Source organism: Actinocrispum sp. NPDC049592, assembly GCF_040675465.1.
Taxonomy (GTDB): Bacteria; Actinomycetota; Actinomycetes; order Mycobacteriales; family Pseudonocardiaceae; genus Kibdelosporangium.
Genome location: NZ_JBFAPA010000024.1, coordinates 132,449 through 147,898 on the forward strand (window position 1 = coordinate 132,449; position 15,450 = coordinate 147,898).

General features: G+C 68.6%; 15 protein-coding genes. 6 read left to right on the forward strand and 9 right to left on the reverse strand.

What is annotated here, in order from left to right; genetic code table 11:
- The first annotated feature begins 188 nt into the window (after positions 1-188).
- Positions 189-407, forward strand: coding sequence for a hypothetical protein (locus AB0J95_RS44375; RefSeq protein ID WP_364771770.1), 219 nt, complete (start codon positions 189-191; stop codon positions 405-407).
- A gap of 52 nt (positions 408-459) precedes the next feature.
- Here the strand turns inward: AB0J95_RS44375 and purE are convergent, their stop codons facing one another.
- The 6 genes from purE to AB0J95_RS44405 form a co-directional block, all read right to left on the reverse strand.
- A complete protein-coding gene (gene purE, locus AB0J95_RS44380) occupies positions 460-933 on the reverse strand; it encodes a 5-(carboxyamino)imidazole ribonucleotide mutase (RefSeq protein ID WP_364771772.1) in 474 nt (157 codons plus the stop codon).
- Between the two features lie 54 nt (positions 934-987).
- Positions 988-2,181 (reverse strand): 5-(carboxyamino)imidazole ribonucleotide synthase, encoded by a 1,194-nt coding sequence (locus tag AB0J95_RS44385; RefSeq protein ID WP_364771774.1) that lies wholly within the window; start codon positions 2,179-2,181, stop codon positions 988-990.
- Positions 2,182-2,188: 7 nt separating this feature from the next.
- On the reverse strand, positions 2,189-3,355 hold the full coding sequence (locus AB0J95_RS44390; protein WP_364771775.1) for a glycosyltransferase 87 family protein: 1,167 nt from the start codon (positions 3,353-3,355) through the stop codon (positions 2,189-2,191).
- A complete protein-coding gene (locus tag AB0J95_RS44395; RefSeq protein WP_364771777.1) occupies positions 3,352-4,554 on the reverse strand; it encodes a glycosyltransferase 87 family protein in 1,203 nt (400 codons plus the stop codon). Before AB0J95_RS44395 ends, AB0J95_RS44390 begins: the two co-directional genes overlap by 4 nt.
- Entirely contained in the window at positions 4,551-5,885 is a 1,335-nt protein-coding gene (locus tag AB0J95_RS44400; protein ID WP_364771779.1) for a glycosyltransferase 87 family protein, read from the reverse strand. The genes AB0J95_RS44395 and AB0J95_RS44400 overlap by 4 nt, the downstream gene beginning before the upstream one ends.
- A gap of 91 nt (positions 5,886-5,976) precedes the next feature.
- Positions 5,977-6,768: a GGDEF domain-containing protein gene (locus tag AB0J95_RS44405; RefSeq protein ID WP_364771781.1), complete on the reverse strand. Its 792-nt coding sequence runs from the start codon at positions 6,766-6,768 to the stop codon at positions 5,977-5,979.
- 231 nt (positions 6,769-6,999) lie between these two features.
- Here AB0J95_RS44405 and AB0J95_RS44410 point away from each other — a divergent pair, with 231 nt between their 5' ends.
- From AB0J95_RS44410 to AB0J95_RS44420, 3 genes are all read left to right on the forward strand, one after another.
- Positions 7,000-9,279, forward strand: a complete 2,280-nt coding sequence (locus AB0J95_RS44410; protein WP_364771783.1) for a sigma-70 family RNA polymerase sigma factor — start codon at positions 7,000-7,002, stop codon at positions 9,277-9,279.
- Between the two features lie 119 nt (positions 9,280-9,398).
- Entirely contained in the window at positions 9,399-9,956 is a 558-nt protein-coding gene (locus AB0J95_RS44415) for a GtrA family protein (RefSeq protein ID WP_364771785.1), read from the forward strand.
- Between the two features lie 37 nt (positions 9,957-9,993).
- Positions 9,994-10,518 (forward strand): GtrA family protein, encoded by a 525-nt coding sequence (locus AB0J95_RS44420; RefSeq protein WP_364771787.1) that lies wholly within the window; start codon positions 9,994-9,996, stop codon positions 10,516-10,518.
- A 28-nt stretch (positions 10,519-10,546) separates the two neighbouring features.
- Here AB0J95_RS44420 and AB0J95_RS44425 read toward each other — a convergent pair whose 3' ends face one another.
- Both AB0J95_RS44425 and AB0J95_RS44430 read right to left on the reverse strand, forming a co-directional pair.
- Positions 10,547-11,836, reverse strand: coding sequence for an ATP-binding protein (locus AB0J95_RS44425; protein ID WP_364771789.1), 1,290 nt, complete (start codon positions 11,834-11,836; stop codon positions 10,547-10,549).
- A 6-nt stretch (positions 11,837-11,842) separates the two neighbouring features.
- Positions 11,843-12,520 carry a response regulator transcription factor gene (locus AB0J95_RS44430; protein ID WP_364771975.1) on the reverse strand — a complete coding sequence of 226 codons (678 nt, stop codon included), beginning with the start codon at positions 12,518-12,520 and terminating at the stop codon, positions 11,843-11,845.
- A gap of 33 nt (positions 12,521-12,553) precedes the next feature.
- On the opposite strand from AB0J95_RS44430, the gene hisN reads away from it, so the two are divergent.
- Both hisN and AB0J95_RS44440 read left to right on the forward strand, forming a co-directional pair.
- Positions 12,554-13,318, forward strand: a complete 765-nt coding sequence (hisN, locus tag AB0J95_RS44435; RefSeq protein WP_364771791.1) for a histidinol-phosphatase — start codon at positions 12,554-12,556, stop codon at positions 13,316-13,318.
- Between the two features lie 95 nt (positions 13,319-13,413).
- The gene (locus tag AB0J95_RS44440; protein WP_364771793.1) at positions 13,414-14,868 is read left to right on the forward strand and encodes an FAD-dependent monooxygenase; all 1,455 of its coding nucleotides are present in this window, start codon (positions 13,414-13,416) and stop codon (positions 14,866-14,868) included.
- Here the strand turns inward: AB0J95_RS44440 and AB0J95_RS44445 are convergent.
- A complete protein-coding gene (locus AB0J95_RS44445) occupies positions 14,781-15,416 on the reverse strand; it encodes a hypothetical protein (protein WP_364771795.1) in 636 nt (211 codons plus the stop codon). The genes AB0J95_RS44440 and AB0J95_RS44445 overlap by 88 nt on opposite strands.
- Between the last annotated feature and the right edge of the window lie 34 nt (positions 15,417-15,450).

Genomic DNA, 15,450 nt, shown 5'->3' on the forward strand with positions numbered 1-15,450 from the left:
CGGCATGAGTCCGGTCAAAGTTGAGCTGCGCCTCCCCGGGTTGTCGATCGGAATCGATGACGTCCGCACGGTGTTCAAGCGCCGGGCCAAGGTGAGTGCTCCGTGCCTGATCATCAACCGGGCGAGCGGGTTGGCTCTCGACACCGCTTTCGGCAACGATCCCGGTGCCGCGCGACATCAAACCAGTGATGTGGGAAGTTCACCGCGAGCCGTGGCAGCGGTGGAGTTTGGAGGACAGCCCGGACGGCATCGGTTTTCTGATCAGGTCCGTGCACAGCCGCCGGTACCTGACGCTCAGCGAAGACGCGGAACGCAGATGGCAGCCGTGGTTCGACGAACGCAATGCCCAACTGTCCCAGCAATGGCTGCTCGCACCACCACATGGCCGTGGCAACACATCGCGCTGACCCCCAGCCCCTCCTCATGAGTGGTTGTACTGGTTCTAACCGGCGCAACCACTCACGAATCGGCGAGCTTTTTGAGGGCTGTGTCCTTGTCGAGGACCATGGTTTCGAGGGCGGCTTGGAATTCGGCCATTTTTGTCTGGAGGGCCGGGTTTGTGGCGGCGAGGATCCGGACGGCGAGGAGGCCGGCGTTGCGGGCGCCGCCGATGGACACGGTGGCGACGGGGACTCCGGCGGGCATCTGGACGATCGACAGCAGGGAGTCCATGCCGTCCAGGTACTTCAGCGGGACGGGGACGCCGATGACTGGAAGGACCGTTGCGGACGCGACCATTCCGGGGAGGTGGGCCGCGCCGCCCGCGCCCGCGATGATCACCTTGAGGCCGTTGGCCGCCGCGGACCGCGCGTAGTCCAGCATTCTTTGTGGCGTTCGGTGGGCCGAGTAGACGCCGACTTCGTAGCTGACGCCGAACTCCGTCAATGCCTCGGCCGCCGCCGACATCACGGGCCAGTCCGAGTCGCTGCCCATGATCACACCGACAGCCGCAGACCTGGTTGCAGGGTCAAGCGTCGGCACCGTCATTTACCGTCCTCCGTGGATGTCGTACCCGTCCGGCCACACGCCGGTGGAAAGCCAGTCGGCCGCGAGCCGTGCGCGGGCCCGGACAACAGACATGTCCGTGCCGAGCACCGTGACGTGCCCGATCTTGCGCCCGGGCCGTTCTTCCTTGCCGTAGTAATGCACATGCACGTCGCGGAACCGCGCGAACAGGTGGTGCAGCCGCTCGTCGGGGCCCATCGACGGGATGATCGACGCGCCGAGCACGTTCGCCATCACCACCGCGGGCGCGACCGGTTCCGTTGAGCCCAAAGGATAGTCGAGCACCGCGCGGAGGTGCTGCTCGAACTGCGAGGTCCGCGCGCCCTCGATGGTCCAGTGCCCGGAGTTGTGCGGCCGCATGGCGAGCTCGTTGACGACCAGACCCGATGGGGTCTCGAACAGTTCCACCGCAAGCAGTCCCACAACGCCCAAAGTGGACGCGACCCGCAACGCCAGATCCTGGGCCTCTTCCGCCAACGCGGGCGACAGGTTCGGTGCGGGCGCGAGCACCTCGACGCAGATCCCGTCCTGCTGAACGGTTTCCACCGCTGGCCAGGCCGCACCCTGCCCGAACGGTGACCGCGCGACTAGCGCTGCTAGCTCCCGTGTCATCGCTACGCGTTCCTCGACGAGCAACGGCGTTCCCGCGGCCAGCAGCTCCGGAACGAGGGACTCCGCGGCCGCCTCGGACGCGACCATCCACACGCCCCGCCCGTCGTACCCGCCGCGCGCCGCCTTGAGCACGCACGGCCAGCCGAACTTCGAGCCGAACCGCACTAGGTCGCCGACGGAGGTGACCGGCGCGAACTCCGGGATCGGCACCCCCATCTCCTGCAGCCGGGTGCGCATCACGAGCTTGTCCTGCGCGTGGATCAACGCCGACGGTCCAGGGTGGACAGTGAAGCCCTCTTCGACCAGCGTGCGCAGGTGCGCGGGCGGCACGTGCTCGTGGTCGAAGGTCATCACGTCACAGCTGGATGCGAAGGCACGCAACGCATCCAGGTCGGTGTGATGGCCGAGGCTGACGAACGGGGTGACGAGTGCGGCCGGCTCGGACGGCGAGATCGCCAGCACGCGCAACGACTGGCCGAGCGCGATGGCGGCCTGCTGGGTCATCCGGGACAGCTGGCCGCCGCCCACCATGCCGACGACGGGCAAGCCTGTGACTGGGTCCACGAGCAGGTCACCCTACCTGCGCCAACGAGCGGCGCGAGCGGGAGGACCGGACAAGCATGACGAGGCCCACAATCACCGGGAACAGCACGAACAGGTTCCCGGCCACCATCTGCGCGGGAGTCCAGGCGTATTCGCGGAACGAGCCGTGCGGGACCCACCGCAGCACCGGCACCGCGAACACCGCCACGGTGACCGGCAGCAGCCAGCGCGCGATCTTGTTCCCGCAGAGCGCCTCGGTGACCAGCACGGTGATCAACGGCACCGCCCACACCCAGTGGTGCACCCACGAGACCGGGCTGACCAGCAACGACAGGAACCCGATGATCAACAGACCATAGACCGGACGGTCGCGGTACCGGCGCACGAGCACGGCCGCGCCTGCCGCCAGCACCACCCCGATCAGGTATGCGACCGGCTGCGACCAGGGCGCCTGCTCGCTGAACCGGCGGACCATCCCGCCCAGTGACTGGTTCCACGACCAGTTCGTCGGCCCGATCCGGGACGAGTCGAACACGGTGTGCGTCCAGAACCGGTAGGCGGAGTGCGGCGTGAGCAGGAACATCAGCGCCTGGAGCCCGGCGAATGCGCCCACCGCCCGCAGCGCGTCCCGAGTCCGCCCGACCAGCAGGAAGTACGCGACGAAGATCAACGGTACGAGCTTGACCGCGGCTGCGACGCCGACGAGCACCCCGCCGAACCGCTTCACCACCAGCACATCCAGCACCACGAGCAGCATCAGCAGCAGGTTGACCTGTCCGTAGTCCATGTTCACCCGGACGGGTTCCAACAGCAGCATGGCACCGCCGAGAACCACCGCGCCCCACTCCGGCGTCAGCCACGAAGGCCGCCGGACCTTGGTCAGCACGATGTACACCACCGCGATCAGCGCCAACGCCGACAACGCGTTCAAGATGCCCCAAGCCACCTGCGACGGCACGACGACCAACGGCGTGAACAGCAGCGCGGCGAACGGCGTGTACGTGAACGGCAGCTGGGCATAGGCAGGCTCGAACGGCAGCGTGTCCGAGTCGTACAGCGGCAGGCCGTGCAGCAAGGTCGCCGCGCCAGCCTGGTAGACCGCCGTATCGCCGCCCGCGGGCGCGTTCTGGAAGTACGCGATCACGCCCTGGACGATGTAGGCCAACGCGATCAGCGCGAGCACGACCCGGCTCATGCGGCGACCTTCGCCCTGGTCAACGCCGGTCGCCAGGAATGCAGCGCCGCCCCGAGCAGCGTCACCGGGTAGATCAAGTACCCCCAACGGGTAGCGGGCATCAACAGCATCGCCACACCCAGGCCGACGCCGATGCGCAGCAGGATCTCAGCGGTCGTCTTCGGCGGCTTCACCAGCAGCCACCACAGGATCCCGATCGCCGCTACCGCCATCAGCACGAGCACGGCCACGTGCCCGACCGGCCCCGACTCCTCCAGCAGATGCCCGGGCAGCGGCGAACCGGCGGGCGAACGAACCTCAGCGAGGTTGGCCGGGAACCGGATCACGTTGTCCACAAAGGCTTTCCAGGAGACCGCCGCCGAAAGCCCGGTGAAGACCACACCACCGGCCAGAAAGGCGCCGACAAACCGCAGCAACCCCTTGGCGCCCTTGGCAAAACCGATAGCCACCGCCACTACAGCAGCGGCTGGCAAGGCAGTCAACTTCATGCTCGCCGCGAGAGCCAACACCAGTCCCGCCCACTCCGGATTCCGCCGGGTGGCCAGAACCGCCGACAGGATCAGCAAAGCGACCACGGGCATGTCGTTCCCGGCGACCGCTGTGGACAGCGTCGTGAAAGTGGTCAGCAGCACGAACTGCACCGGCCGGACGGTGAGTTGTGCTTGCGCTGTTTTCACTGTCAACGCTAGGACTGCCACCGTCACAACGAGAGCGACCACCCGGACGTCGGTGAGCATCGTCCGTCCAAAGAGGGCGTTCGGCAGGCCGAGGATGGCCATCGCGGGGCCGTACGGCGTGAAGTCGTCGACGTGCACCGGCCGCGTCAAAGCCGAAAGGTCCACATACGGGGAACCGGTGTGCAGCAACAGGTTCCCGGCCCGTTCGATCGCCCACACCTCCGGCTGAGCGGTCATCGAGCCGGCCGGCGAACCCCAGTCGCGGCCGGTCATCCGGATCGCCACGAGCACGATCATCGGCACCAAAGCGCCCAGCACCACCACGAGCCCGACCGGCACCCACCGCGAAGCCGGTCGCTTCAACAACAAGAACACCACCGTGTGCAGCGCCGCGAACCCATAGCCCACGACCGCGAAGTTCCCCCACACCCGGAACCCGTAGAACTCCGAGAAAACCGCGGTGTACGCCGCGTCCAGCCCGAACCCGGTGTAGAACGCGAGGTCCAGCCAGCGCGTCCTCACGTCGTCTGGCCTGCGGGGATCCTGGGTTCAGGGGGTTGGGCGCGGTCACGCATGCGGCGGCGCAGCACCCGGATGGCGATCGCGATGCCGGCGCCGACCGGGACGATCATGTACGCGCTGCCCGGGATGAACTCCCACCAGAACCAGTGCAGCTCCTTGCCGTTGCCGCCGCGCATGGCCAGCAGGATGCAGCTGACGAACACCGCGAACACGATCAGCGGCGAGACCGCGGCCCGCAGCACCGGCCAGAAGCCCTGCGGCAGCGGGTCGGGCATCCGCGCGATCAGCATGATCAGCAGCGGCACGACCCAGACGTAGTGGTGCGTCCAGGAGACCGGGCTGAAGAACAACCCGAAGAACGCGCTGACCATCAACGCGGCCACCGCACGCCCGTGCCGGTGGAACCGGCGGACCATCAGCGCCGCCGGGATGGCCACGACCGCGCCGATCAGCAGCGCGATCTTGGTGGAGCTGGGGTCCAGCAGGGTGATCCGGTTGATCAGGCCGTTGAGCGACTGGTTGCCGTTCCAGTAGACCGGGCCGATCCGCATCGGGTCGCCGACCACCGTCACGGTCCAGAAGTGCCAGGCATCCCGGGCGTTGATCAGGAACATCAGGCCCTGCAGCAGGACGAACGTGACGAAGCCCTTGACGGCCGCGGATCGCTTGCCGGTCAGCAGGAAGTGCGCCACGAAGATCAACGGCGTGAGCTTGATGGCCGCGGCGACGCCGACGAGCACCCCGCCCCACCTGCTGTTGCCCGCGGCGATGACCAGCACGTCGAGCACGACCAGCAGCATCAGCAGGATGTTGATCTGGCCGAGGAACAGCGTCCGCCAGACCGGTTCCATGCCGAGCATCAGGATGGAGAACCAGACGGTGGCCTTGCGCGGGTCGAGCCAGCCGGGCCGGTTGGGCACCTTCTCCAGGGTGATCCGGATGACCAGGCTGAGCGACAGCACCGAGGCGGCGCTGAGCACGCCCCAGGCGACCACGGTCGGCAGGATGGTCAGCGGCACGAACACCAGCGCCGCGAACGGCGTGTAGGTGAACGGCAACTGCGCCCACCACGGCTCCGCGCCGAGCGTCATGTTGTCGTAGAGCGGCTCGCCGGACAGCAGCGCCACACCGCCGGACCGGTAGACCGCCGAGTCCACACCCATCCGGCCGTGTGCGAACCACACGATGAAGCCGGTCAGGATGAACGCCAGCGGGACCGCGGAGACGACCCACATCGCCCGCCAGGAGCCGACAAACCAGACAACCGCCTGGGTCAACCGCCCTTCCGCCCGCACGGGCGCACCCCCGTTGCGCTCGTCACCATCGCTCACGCGGACAGCAAATCACGAGAACCACCCAAACGTGGCTTGAGGTCCCGGCTAACGCACACCGGGCGGGGCAAACCCGGACATACCGCCCGATTCAGCTACGACTGAGCGAGTCGATCAGCTCACAGGCCTGGCTGTGCGTGTCCGGCAGCCGGTAGAGGCGCAGATCGATCGGGCCGAGGGTGTGCAGCTGGGGATCCACGGACAGACGCTGGGCGAGCATCCGCTCAGCCTCGGCGACGCGAGTGGCCAGGTCCGGGTCCCGTTCGGTGAGCACGACGGCGACCGACGGGCCGAGCAGCGCCAGGCTCTCGCCGCCGTCGAAGACCTGTCTCAGCACGTCAGCGGCCAGGACCATGGCCATCAGCCGGGACCACCCGATCACCGCGGACAGGTCGATGGACACCGTGAGCAGGACGTGACCCACCGGGCGCTCATCGCGCGCGGCCTGCCGGTAGATCTCGCCAAGACGTGTGCGCAGGTAGGCGGACGTCGATAGTCCGGTCAGACTCTCCTTGACCTCACAACGGGCTATCTCGACAGTGGACACATCAGCCCAAGCGAGTGCGGTCATCCGGAGCAACCGGGCGGGCACCGCGTCCGGGTTGGCGGCCAGCAACCGGGGATCGGAGAGCACGGCATGCAGCGCGGCGACGTCCGTCAGGGTCTCGTCCAGGCCGGCGCCGGACAGCGCGCGGGCCCGGCCCAGCTCCGCGAGCGGGTCCGAGAGATCGGCCTTGACCAGGGCGGACGCGCACACCGCGTCGACCTCCGGCAGGGCCCAGTCGCTCGGGTAACGCCATCCCGCGGCGATGCTGGCCGTCCGCCACCGGGCGCGCAGCGACCGGAGAGCGGCCTCCGCACCATGGGGTGAACGTGAGCCCATTTCGCGAACCGCCACAGTTACCCGTTCCTCTCCGGCACCGATGAACCCGCTGACAAAGATCTGGAGTTGGAACGTCGTTGGGCCTCAGGTGTGACGCGATTCGGACCGACTTGTCATTCGAATGGTTGACGCGGTCACGGAGCGCTAAACCCGCAGGCGGCTCCGGATATGACTCCGTGATGTGGGTCAGTCACACTGACCCCGGCAACACGGGCATGGAGAGGGAGGCACGTGTCCACGGTTCCCGCTGAGGTGCACGGCCCGAGCGACGCCGAACTGATCGAGTCGGTCCGCCAGGGCACCGTGTCCGCGTATGGATCGCTGTACGAGCGACATGTCGGGGCCGCGTACAACCTTGCCCGCCAGCTGACCCGCAACCAGGCCGAGGCCGACGACCTGGTCTCCGAGGCGTTCGCGAAGGTGCTGGACACCCTGCGCGCCGGTCGTGGCCCGGACTCCGCGTTCCGCGCCTACCTGCTGACCGCGCTGCGGCACACCGCGTACGACAAGACCCGCAAGGACCGCAAGGTCGAGCTGTCCGACGACGTGACCACGATCGCGGGCGCCGAGACGGCGGTCCCGTTCTCCGACACGGCCGTCGCGGGCCTGGAGCGGTCGCTGGCCGCCCGGGCGTTCGCGCGCCTGCCGGAACGCTGGCAGGCGGTGCTCTGGCACACCGAGGTGGAGGGCCAGTCACCCGCCGAGGTCGCCCCCATCCTGGGACTTACCCCCAATGGTGTGAGCGCGCTCGCCTATCGGGCGAGGGAGGGCCTGCGCCAGGCCTACCTACAGGTGCATCTCGCCGAGAGCGACAACGACCGGTGCCGCGCGACCGCCGAACGCCTGGGCGCGTGGACCCGGGGTGGCCTGTCGAAGCGCGAGACCGCGCAGGTCGAGGCCCACCTGGACGAGTGCGCGCGGTGCCGCGCGCTGGCCGCTGAGCTCGCCGACGTCAACGGCGGCATGCGCGGGATCATCGCGCCGCTGGTCCTCGGCGCCGGCGCCCTTGGGTACCTGGCGACCACGGCGAAGGTCAGCACTGCGGCCGTCGTCGGTACCGCAGCCGCTGCCGGTGCTGGTGGTGGCGCCGCGGCTGGGGCCGCGTCGTCGATCCCTCGCCAGTTCATCGGCGTCGCCGTGTCCGCGACCGCGCTGGCCGCGGCGATCGCGATCGCGTTGACCGCGGGTACGTCCGAGCAGCAGATCCCGGCCGCGCAGCAGCCGCCGCCATCGCCGACGGCACCGGCCCGGACCCAGCCGAACAACCCGCCGCCGCCTCCGATCCCGCCGGTTCCGCCGCCACCGCAGTCACTGCCGAACCAGCCCGTCCCGCCGACCGGGCAGCCACCGGCCCAGACGCCGCCGGTTCAGGTGCCGACGCCGGGCGCGCCGCCGCCACCGGCTCCGCCGCAGCCCGCGCCGCCGAGCCTGAACGCGCCCTCACCCGGGCCGGTCACGCTGGTCCCGGGCACCACGAGCGAACTGCCGTTCACGGTCACCAACAACGGTGGCAGCGTGTCCGAGCCGGTCGTGGCCACGCTGAACCTGCCGCCGGGGATCAGTTCCGAGGGTCCGGCGCGGATGGCCGGGGCGCCGATCCTGCGGTTGAACGCGGCCGCCGCCGACGTGGCCTGCCCGGCCGGGTCCGGCACGGTGACCTGCAGCAGCGCGGGCGGCCTGCAGCCGGGTGAGTCGGTGAAGCTGGTGTTCCGGCTGCTCGCGACCGACGACAGCATCGGTGGCGAGATCACCGGTTCGGTGATGGCCGGTTCGATCGCCGCGGTCAAGGTGTCGGTGAAGGTGGACGTGCAGCCGCCGGTCCGCAAGGACGGCGTGTCGATCCTGGCGTCGCCGGACCCGATCGACCTCGGGGCGCCCGGTCTGCGCAAGGCGCCGTCGGTGTTCGCCCTCGCGCGCAACACCGGCGAGAGCACCAAACAGATCACCGTCACGTTCGACGAGACCGCGTACCTCGTGCAGTCGGTCCCGCACGCCTCCTGCACCACGACGGGCGCCACGACCAGCTGTGTGACCGACGATCCGGTGAAGCCCGGTGACCGGTTCTACCTGCGGGTCAAGCTGAAGGACTGGGACGAGGGCGGGGAGACGCGCGGGGACCGCCATGACCCGCCGCCGTGGCACACGCGGAAGGTACACGTCACGGCCACCCTCGGCACGGCGAGCGCGAGCACGACGGTGAACCTGCCGTGGTGGCGCTGGCCGTTGCCGCCCAAGGAGCCGAAACCGCCGACCACCACCACGAAGCCGACGCCTCCGACACAGACGGACCCCACCAAGCCGACGCAGACCACGGGGCCGACCAAGCCAACGGAGCCGACGAAGCCCACTTCGACGTCCTCGTCTGAGCCTCCCGCGGTGACCACGACGCCGACGACGCGGACGACGACCTCGGAGCGACCGCCGCCGGACCCGTGTGCTGGGATGAACGCGGTCGAACGCCTGCTGGCGGACCTCACGGGACAGTGTGGGACGGGTCCTGGCCCTCGGTAGTCAAAACATGATCAATTACGTAACGCCTACCCCACACGTCACTTTCTAAACTCTGATCGGAGCAGTCCCGGGGCAACCCGGTCACGGCCTGTGAAAATCTGATCAGTAGAGTCGGGTGCATGGCCTTTGTGCAGACCATCGTCCAGCGGCTCCCCGAGCCGGTGCGCAGGATCATGCTCAAGTACCGCGAGCTGCTCAGGTTCGCGGTGGTCGGTGCGGTCTGCTTCGTCGTCACCACGGCGGTCAACTACGCGCTGAAGCTCACCGTGCTGAACGCGCACCCGGTCACCGCGCTGGCCGTCGCGGTGATCATCGCCACCATCGTGTCCTACGTGCTCAACCGGGAGTGGTCGTTCCACACCCGCGGCGGGCGCGAGCGGCACCACGAGGCCGCCCTGTTCTTCCTGATCAGCGGGATCGGCGTGGGCCTGAACTCGTTGCCGCTGGCCATCTCCCGCTACATGCTCGAGCTGAAGGTCCCTTATGTGACTCTTGTCACACAGGAGATCGCGGACTTCTTCAGCGGCATGATCCTCGGCACCCTCCTGGCGATGGTGTTCCGCTGGTGGGCGTTCAAGAAGTGGGTGTTCCCCGAGGCGAACGCCCGCACCCGCGTCACCCGCACCCAGCGCCGCCTGCACGCCGTGCGCGACGAGGAGAACGAGCGCGCCGCGTAACCCCGTGTTGGTCTGCGGTTTTCCGTAGACTGCGGCAGTGACGTTTGTCGAGAGCGTGCTGGCTCAAGTGCCCGAGCCGCTCCGAGGCGTTCTCATCAGACACCGGGAGCTGTTGAAGTTCCTGATCGTCGGCGGGACCACGTTCGTCATCGACAACGGCCTGTGGTTCCTCATGAAACTCACGGTGCTGGAGAGCAAACCGGTCACCGCCAAGGCCATCGCGGTGCTGATGGCCACAATCGCCTCGTACGTGCTGAACCGCGAGTGGTCCTTCCGCACCCGAGGAGGCCGCGAACGCCACCACGAGGCCGCGCTGTACTTCCTGGTGAGCGGCGGCGGGATCATCATCAACCTCGTACCGCTGTGGATCTCCCGCTACGTCCTGGACCTCAAGGTCCCCAACGTCGACCGCTGGGCCCAGGAGACGGCGGACTTCGTCGCGGGCTCCATCATCGGCACACTGCTGTTCATGGTGTTCCGCTTCTGGGGCTTCCGCCGCTGGGTCTTCCCCGAAGCCAACGCCCGCCCCCGCATCGTCCCCGCCCCCACCCCCGACGACTGATAGCGAACGCGCGTCCCTGTGGAGGGGATCAGCGCGGCGACCGCTCAGCGCGTTCGGTAGGCCAACGAACCCCCCGAACCTCATCCGCCCGAGGCACCGGCAAAAAGATCGTGAACGTAGCCGGCCTCGGAGCAGAAAGCTCCAGCCGCCCACCGTCAGAGTCGACGAGCGCACGAGCCAGGGCGAGCCCCACTCCGGTCGACCCCCCACCAGAAACCCCGCGATCGAAGATGTGCGCCACGAGGTCATCGGGCACACCGGAACCACTGTCCGTGACCTCAATCGCCACCGTGGCTTCACCGCCTCGAGCGGAAACCGACACGGTCCCGGCCCCGTGCCGCAACGCATTGTCGAGCAGCACCCCGATGGCCTCACTCAACCGGGTACGAGTCGCCCGCGCCAGGGGCTTGTCGTGGACCCGCACCCGCAGCGCACGTCCCTTGGCGCGCAACGGATCCCGCCACTCCCCAACGATCTTCGGCAGCTCCGCGGCCAAATCCAACGGCTCGGCGTCCGTGGACCGGGCCTCACGCGCGGCGGCCAACAGCTCGTCGAGCACGTCACCCAGCCGCTCAGCCTGCTCCAGAGCCGCCCCCGCGTCGACGGCGCTCTCCTCATCGACGGCCATGTGTTTCAACGACTCCAGCCGCAACTGCAAGGCCGTGAGCCGACTCCGCAACTGGTGCGAGACGTCACCCACGAGCTCACGTTCGCGCTGAACGAGTTCGGCGAGAGCCCCCGCGGAGGTATCCAAAGCGTGCGCCACCCGATCGAGTTCGGGCACGCCGTACCGCTGCGGGTCCGGCTTGAAGTCACCCGCACCCAGCCGCGCCGCTCTGTCCGCCACGTGACCCAGGGGTTTGGCGAGGCGGTTCGCCGTCACGATCGCCACGCCGCTGGCCACGGCGATCGTCAGCACAATGACCAGCACCACCAGCCCCGCTACTTGGGTCTGGCGGGCTCGGGTCGGGGCGGCGGGGATCTGGACGACGACCGTGACACCGTTGAGGATCTGGATCTGCTCCGCCAGGGCGTCCGATCCGGGGTCCGGGCCGAGTGTCTGAACTGGACGGTCCGGCTGGGTCACCACGAGGCGGCCGTTCTCGGGCACGACGGGTTGCACCGCGGCCAGGTTCAGCGGCCGCTGCGCGAGGGTGTCCTCGTCCAGGCGCAGGCCGATCCGCTGGACCGTGCCCTTCAGGCCGTCCCGCGTCACGGTCTCGACCAGCTGCAACGCGGTGTACCCGAGCGGGATGCCCAGCGCGCACGTGGTCACCGCGACCGCGAGCAGGATCGCCAGCAGAATCCGCCTGCGCATGTCCCGTCAGTCCGAGTTGAACCGGAAGCCGACGCCACGCACCGTGGCGATCCGGCGTTCGGTCGCCCGCGGGCCGACCTCGCCGAGCTTGCGGCGCAGCCAGGACATGTGCATGTCCAGGGTCTTGCTCGTCTTGCGCTCCGGCCCGTCGTCCCACACCTCGGCGAGGATCTCCTCGCGGGTGACGACCTGCCCGGCCCGCTGGATGAGCACGCGCAGCAGCTCGAACTCCTTGTTGGCCAGGGTGATCTCCTGACCGTCCACGGTCACCACCCGCGCGGCGAGGTCCATCTTGACGCCGTTCACCTCGACCGCGCCCGGTGCCTGGCGGCGCATCAGCGCCCGGATCCTGGCCAGCAGCTCGGCCAGCCGGAACGGCTTGGCCACGTAGTCGTCCGCGCCGGCGTCCAGGCCGACCACGAAGTCGACCTCGTCCGCGCGCGCGGTCAGCATCAGCACCGGCAGCCCGCGCCCGGACGAGCGCAACCGCCGGCAGACCTCCAGCCCGTCCATCCCGGGGAGGCCCAGGTCCAGCACGAGCAGGTCGGCCCGACCCGCGTCGGCGAACTCCAACGCACTCAGCCCGTCGGTGACGACCTCTACGGCGTAACCCTCACGCTGCAGAGCGCGTGACAACGGGTCTGCGATCGCCGAGTCGTCCTCGGCCAGCAGCACCACACTCACGGTCACCACTCTAAGCGTGACAACATCAGGCCCGTGTCATCTGCCGACCTCGACTTCGCGTTGCGCCTCGCCGACACGGCCGACGCCATCACCATCGACCGGTTCCGCGCCCAGGACCTCCGGGTGACCCGCAAACCGGACCGCACCCCCGTCACCGACGCCGACACCACCGTCGAAGAAGCCATCCGCGCCCAGCTCCAGGCCACTTTCCCGGCCGATGCCGTGCTGGGTGAGGAAGGTGGTGGCGCACTCGGCCCCGGCCGGACGTGGATCATCGACCCGATCGACGGGACCAAGAACTTCCTGCGCGGCATGCCCGCGTGGGGCACCCTGATCGCCCTGGTGGACGCCGGAAAACCGGTGGTCGGCGTGGTCAGCGCCCCGGCGCTGGACCGCCGCTGGTGGGCGGCCGCGGGTCAAGGCGCGTACACCAACGGCGGCCGCCGGCTGCGGGTGTCCGGTGTGGACACATTGTCGGATGCGTATATCAGCACAACAGACCTGGGCTCGTGGGTGAAGTACCACTCCCGTGAGGCCTACCTGAACCTCGTCGACGCCTGCTGGGAGAGCCGGGCGTTCGGCGACTTCTGGCAGCACTGCCTCGTGGCCGAGGGCGTCATGGACATCGCCGCCGAACCGATCGTCAACCCGTGGGACGTGGCCCCGCTCCAGGTCATCATCGAGGAGGCCGGGGGCACCTTCACCGACTTCAAGGGCAACGCCACCTTCGACGGCGCCACCGCCCTGTCCACCAACGGAAACATCCACGCCGCTGCTCTGGAGCACCTGAAGCGCTAGGCCGAACCGGTCAAAACCGGGCATGAGCCCGGACACACCCCTAGAACCACGACGTTTGTTGTACTACTATCGTAGTGGATCTAGAGGAGGACGTCATGGCACAAGTGATCGTCGTGGGCGCCGGGCCCACCGGATTGGCACTGGCCAGCGAGCTGGCCCTGAACGGGATCGACTGCAAGGTGCTGGAGAAGCGGCCGCCGTCGCAGTCCAGCATCACCCGGGCGTTCGGCGTGAACGCCCGGACCCTGGAACTGCTGGACGCGCGCGGCCTCGCGGACACCCTCGTCCCGCTCGGCACCAAGATCCCCGCCGCGGCACCGAATGTGGGCGTGACGCTCAGCTTCGCGGGTATCGACAGCCGCTTCCAGTACATGCTCATCGTGCCGCAGAACGGCACCGAGGCCGTGCTGCGCCGGCGCTGCGAGGACCTCGGCGTGCAGATCGTCCGGGAAGCCGAAGTCGTTGGCTTGGACCAAGATGAGCACGAGGTGCAGCTGCACCTGAAGAACGGCTCGGTCGAGACCGCGTCCTATGTGGTCGCTTGCGACGGCGCGCACAGCAAGGTGCGCGAGATTCTCGGCACGCAGTTCGTCGGCGAGCAGTACGAGGTTCAGCTGTTGCTGGCCGACGTGAAGATGGACCACCCGCCGACCGAGTTCATGTTCGGCAAGAGCAACGAGAACGGCATCCAGATCTTCATCCCGTTCGGCGACGGCTACCACCGTTCGATCGCCTGGCGGCACAACGTGAACACGTCCGACGCACCGGTCACTGTGGACGAGGTGCGCGAAACGATCAAGGAGATCACCAGGGCGGACTTCGGTCTCAGCGACATGCGCTGGGGCACGAGGTTCGTGAGCGAACGCCGTCAGGCCGCGCATTACCGCGAGGGCAGGGTTTTCCTGGCCGGCGACGCCGCGCACGTGCACTCGCCGGTGGGCGCGCAGGGCATGAACACCGGGATCAGCGACGCGATGAACCTCGGCTGGAAGCTCGCCGCCGCGGTCAAGGGCACGGCGCCGAGCTGGCTGCTCGACACGTACGAGACCGAGCGGCACCCGGTCGGCGAGGCGGTGCTGAAGAACACCGACCGGCTGTTCAAGATCTCCGCCCTGAAGTCCGGACCGGCCCGCAAGATGGCGCAGATCCTCATGAAGACCGCGTTCAAGTTCGAGATCTTCCGCAGGATGCCTCGCGAGTTCCTCACCGGGCTGGGCTTCTCGTACTCGCCGCGCGGCGACAACAAGATCGACGGCAAACGGGCGTCGGACGTGCACGTGGATGGCGTCCGGCTCGCGGAAGCCGCGCGGGACGGCAGGTTCGTCCTCGTCGACACGACGAACGACCAGAACGCCGCGGCCATCGCGCGAGCCGAGTGCGGCGACCGCGTCACCGTCCTCTCCGGACGGTTCGACGACGAGTATCGCACTGCGGCGCCGGTAATGCTCGTCCGGCCGGACGGTTACGTCGCCTGGGCTTCCGAGGACGGCGCTGACGCGGGCGCGGCACTGGCCGGCTGGTGGGGGTCGAACCTCGTTTCGGTGTCGTAGAACACCAGCTCCAACATGCGTTCCACGAACACAGGATCCGGCGCGGCCGGTGGCATCGTCAGGTTGTCGAAGAGCATTCCCGTCAACACCTGTGACAGCAGCCGCGCCCGGTCCGGGGTCGCCGGAACCCCAGCGGACAGCAGAAACTCAGTAGCGCCTTGGATCGCGGCCGCGTGGATCTCCGCCAGCATCGGCCGCAGCGAGGGTTCCCGGTTGCCCGCCAGGAAAAGTTCGAACCGGGCGAGGTTACGCACCCGCGCGACCTCGTCCTGACCGGCCACCATCCGCGACAGCAGCTTCGCCACGTCCGCCCGGCCGCTCAGACCGGACCGGACTGTCCCGATATAGCCCCAATGCAGCTCGGCGACCCGCTCGGCGGCCGCCTCCAGCAACGCGAGGCGGGTCCGGAAGAAGTTGGATGTCGTGCCGGTCGGCAGATCCGCACGGACGTCGACCGCCCGATGGGTGAGCCCGCCGGCCCCGTTCTCGGCGATCAGCGTGATGGCGGTGTCGGCGATCAGCGCCCGCCGCTCCGGGTTGGCCGGCATGGTGTTTCTCCTCGAGCCGCCTTGCCACTACCCT

Excerpts from the sequence above, each read along its gene's own strand:
- AB0J95_RS44440 (WP_364771793.1), top strand. The coding sequence starts at position 13,414 with ATGGCACAAGTGATCGTCGTGGGCGCCGGGCCCACCGGATTGGCACTG.
- AB0J95_RS44405 (WP_364771781.1), bottom strand. The coding sequence starts at position 6,768 with ATGGGCTCACGTTCACCCCATGGTGCGGAGGCCGCTCTCCGGTCGCTG.
- AB0J95_RS44445 (WP_364771795.1), bottom strand. The coding sequence starts at position 15,416 with ATGCCGGCCAACCCGGAGCGGCGGGCGCTGATCGCCGACACCGCCATC.
- AB0J95_RS44390 (WP_364771775.1), bottom strand. The coding sequence starts at position 3,355 with ATGAGCCGGGTCGTGCTCGCGCTGATCGCGTTGGCCTACATCGTCCAG.
- purE (WP_364771772.1), bottom strand. The coding sequence starts at position 933 with ATGGGCAGCGACTCGGACTGGCCCGTGATGTCGGCGGCGGCCGAGGCA.
- AB0J95_RS44375 (WP_364771770.1), top strand. The coding sequence starts at position 189 with ATGTGGGAAGTTCACCGCGAGCCGTGGCAGCGGTGGAGTTTGGAGGAC.
- AB0J95_RS44425 (WP_364771789.1), bottom strand. The coding sequence starts at position 11,836 with ATGCGCAGGCGGATTCTGCTGGCGATCCTGCTCGCGGTCGCGGTGACC.
- AB0J95_RS44415 (WP_364771785.1), top strand. The coding sequence starts at position 9,399 with ATGGCCTTTGTGCAGACCATCGTCCAGCGGCTCCCCGAGCCGGTGCGC.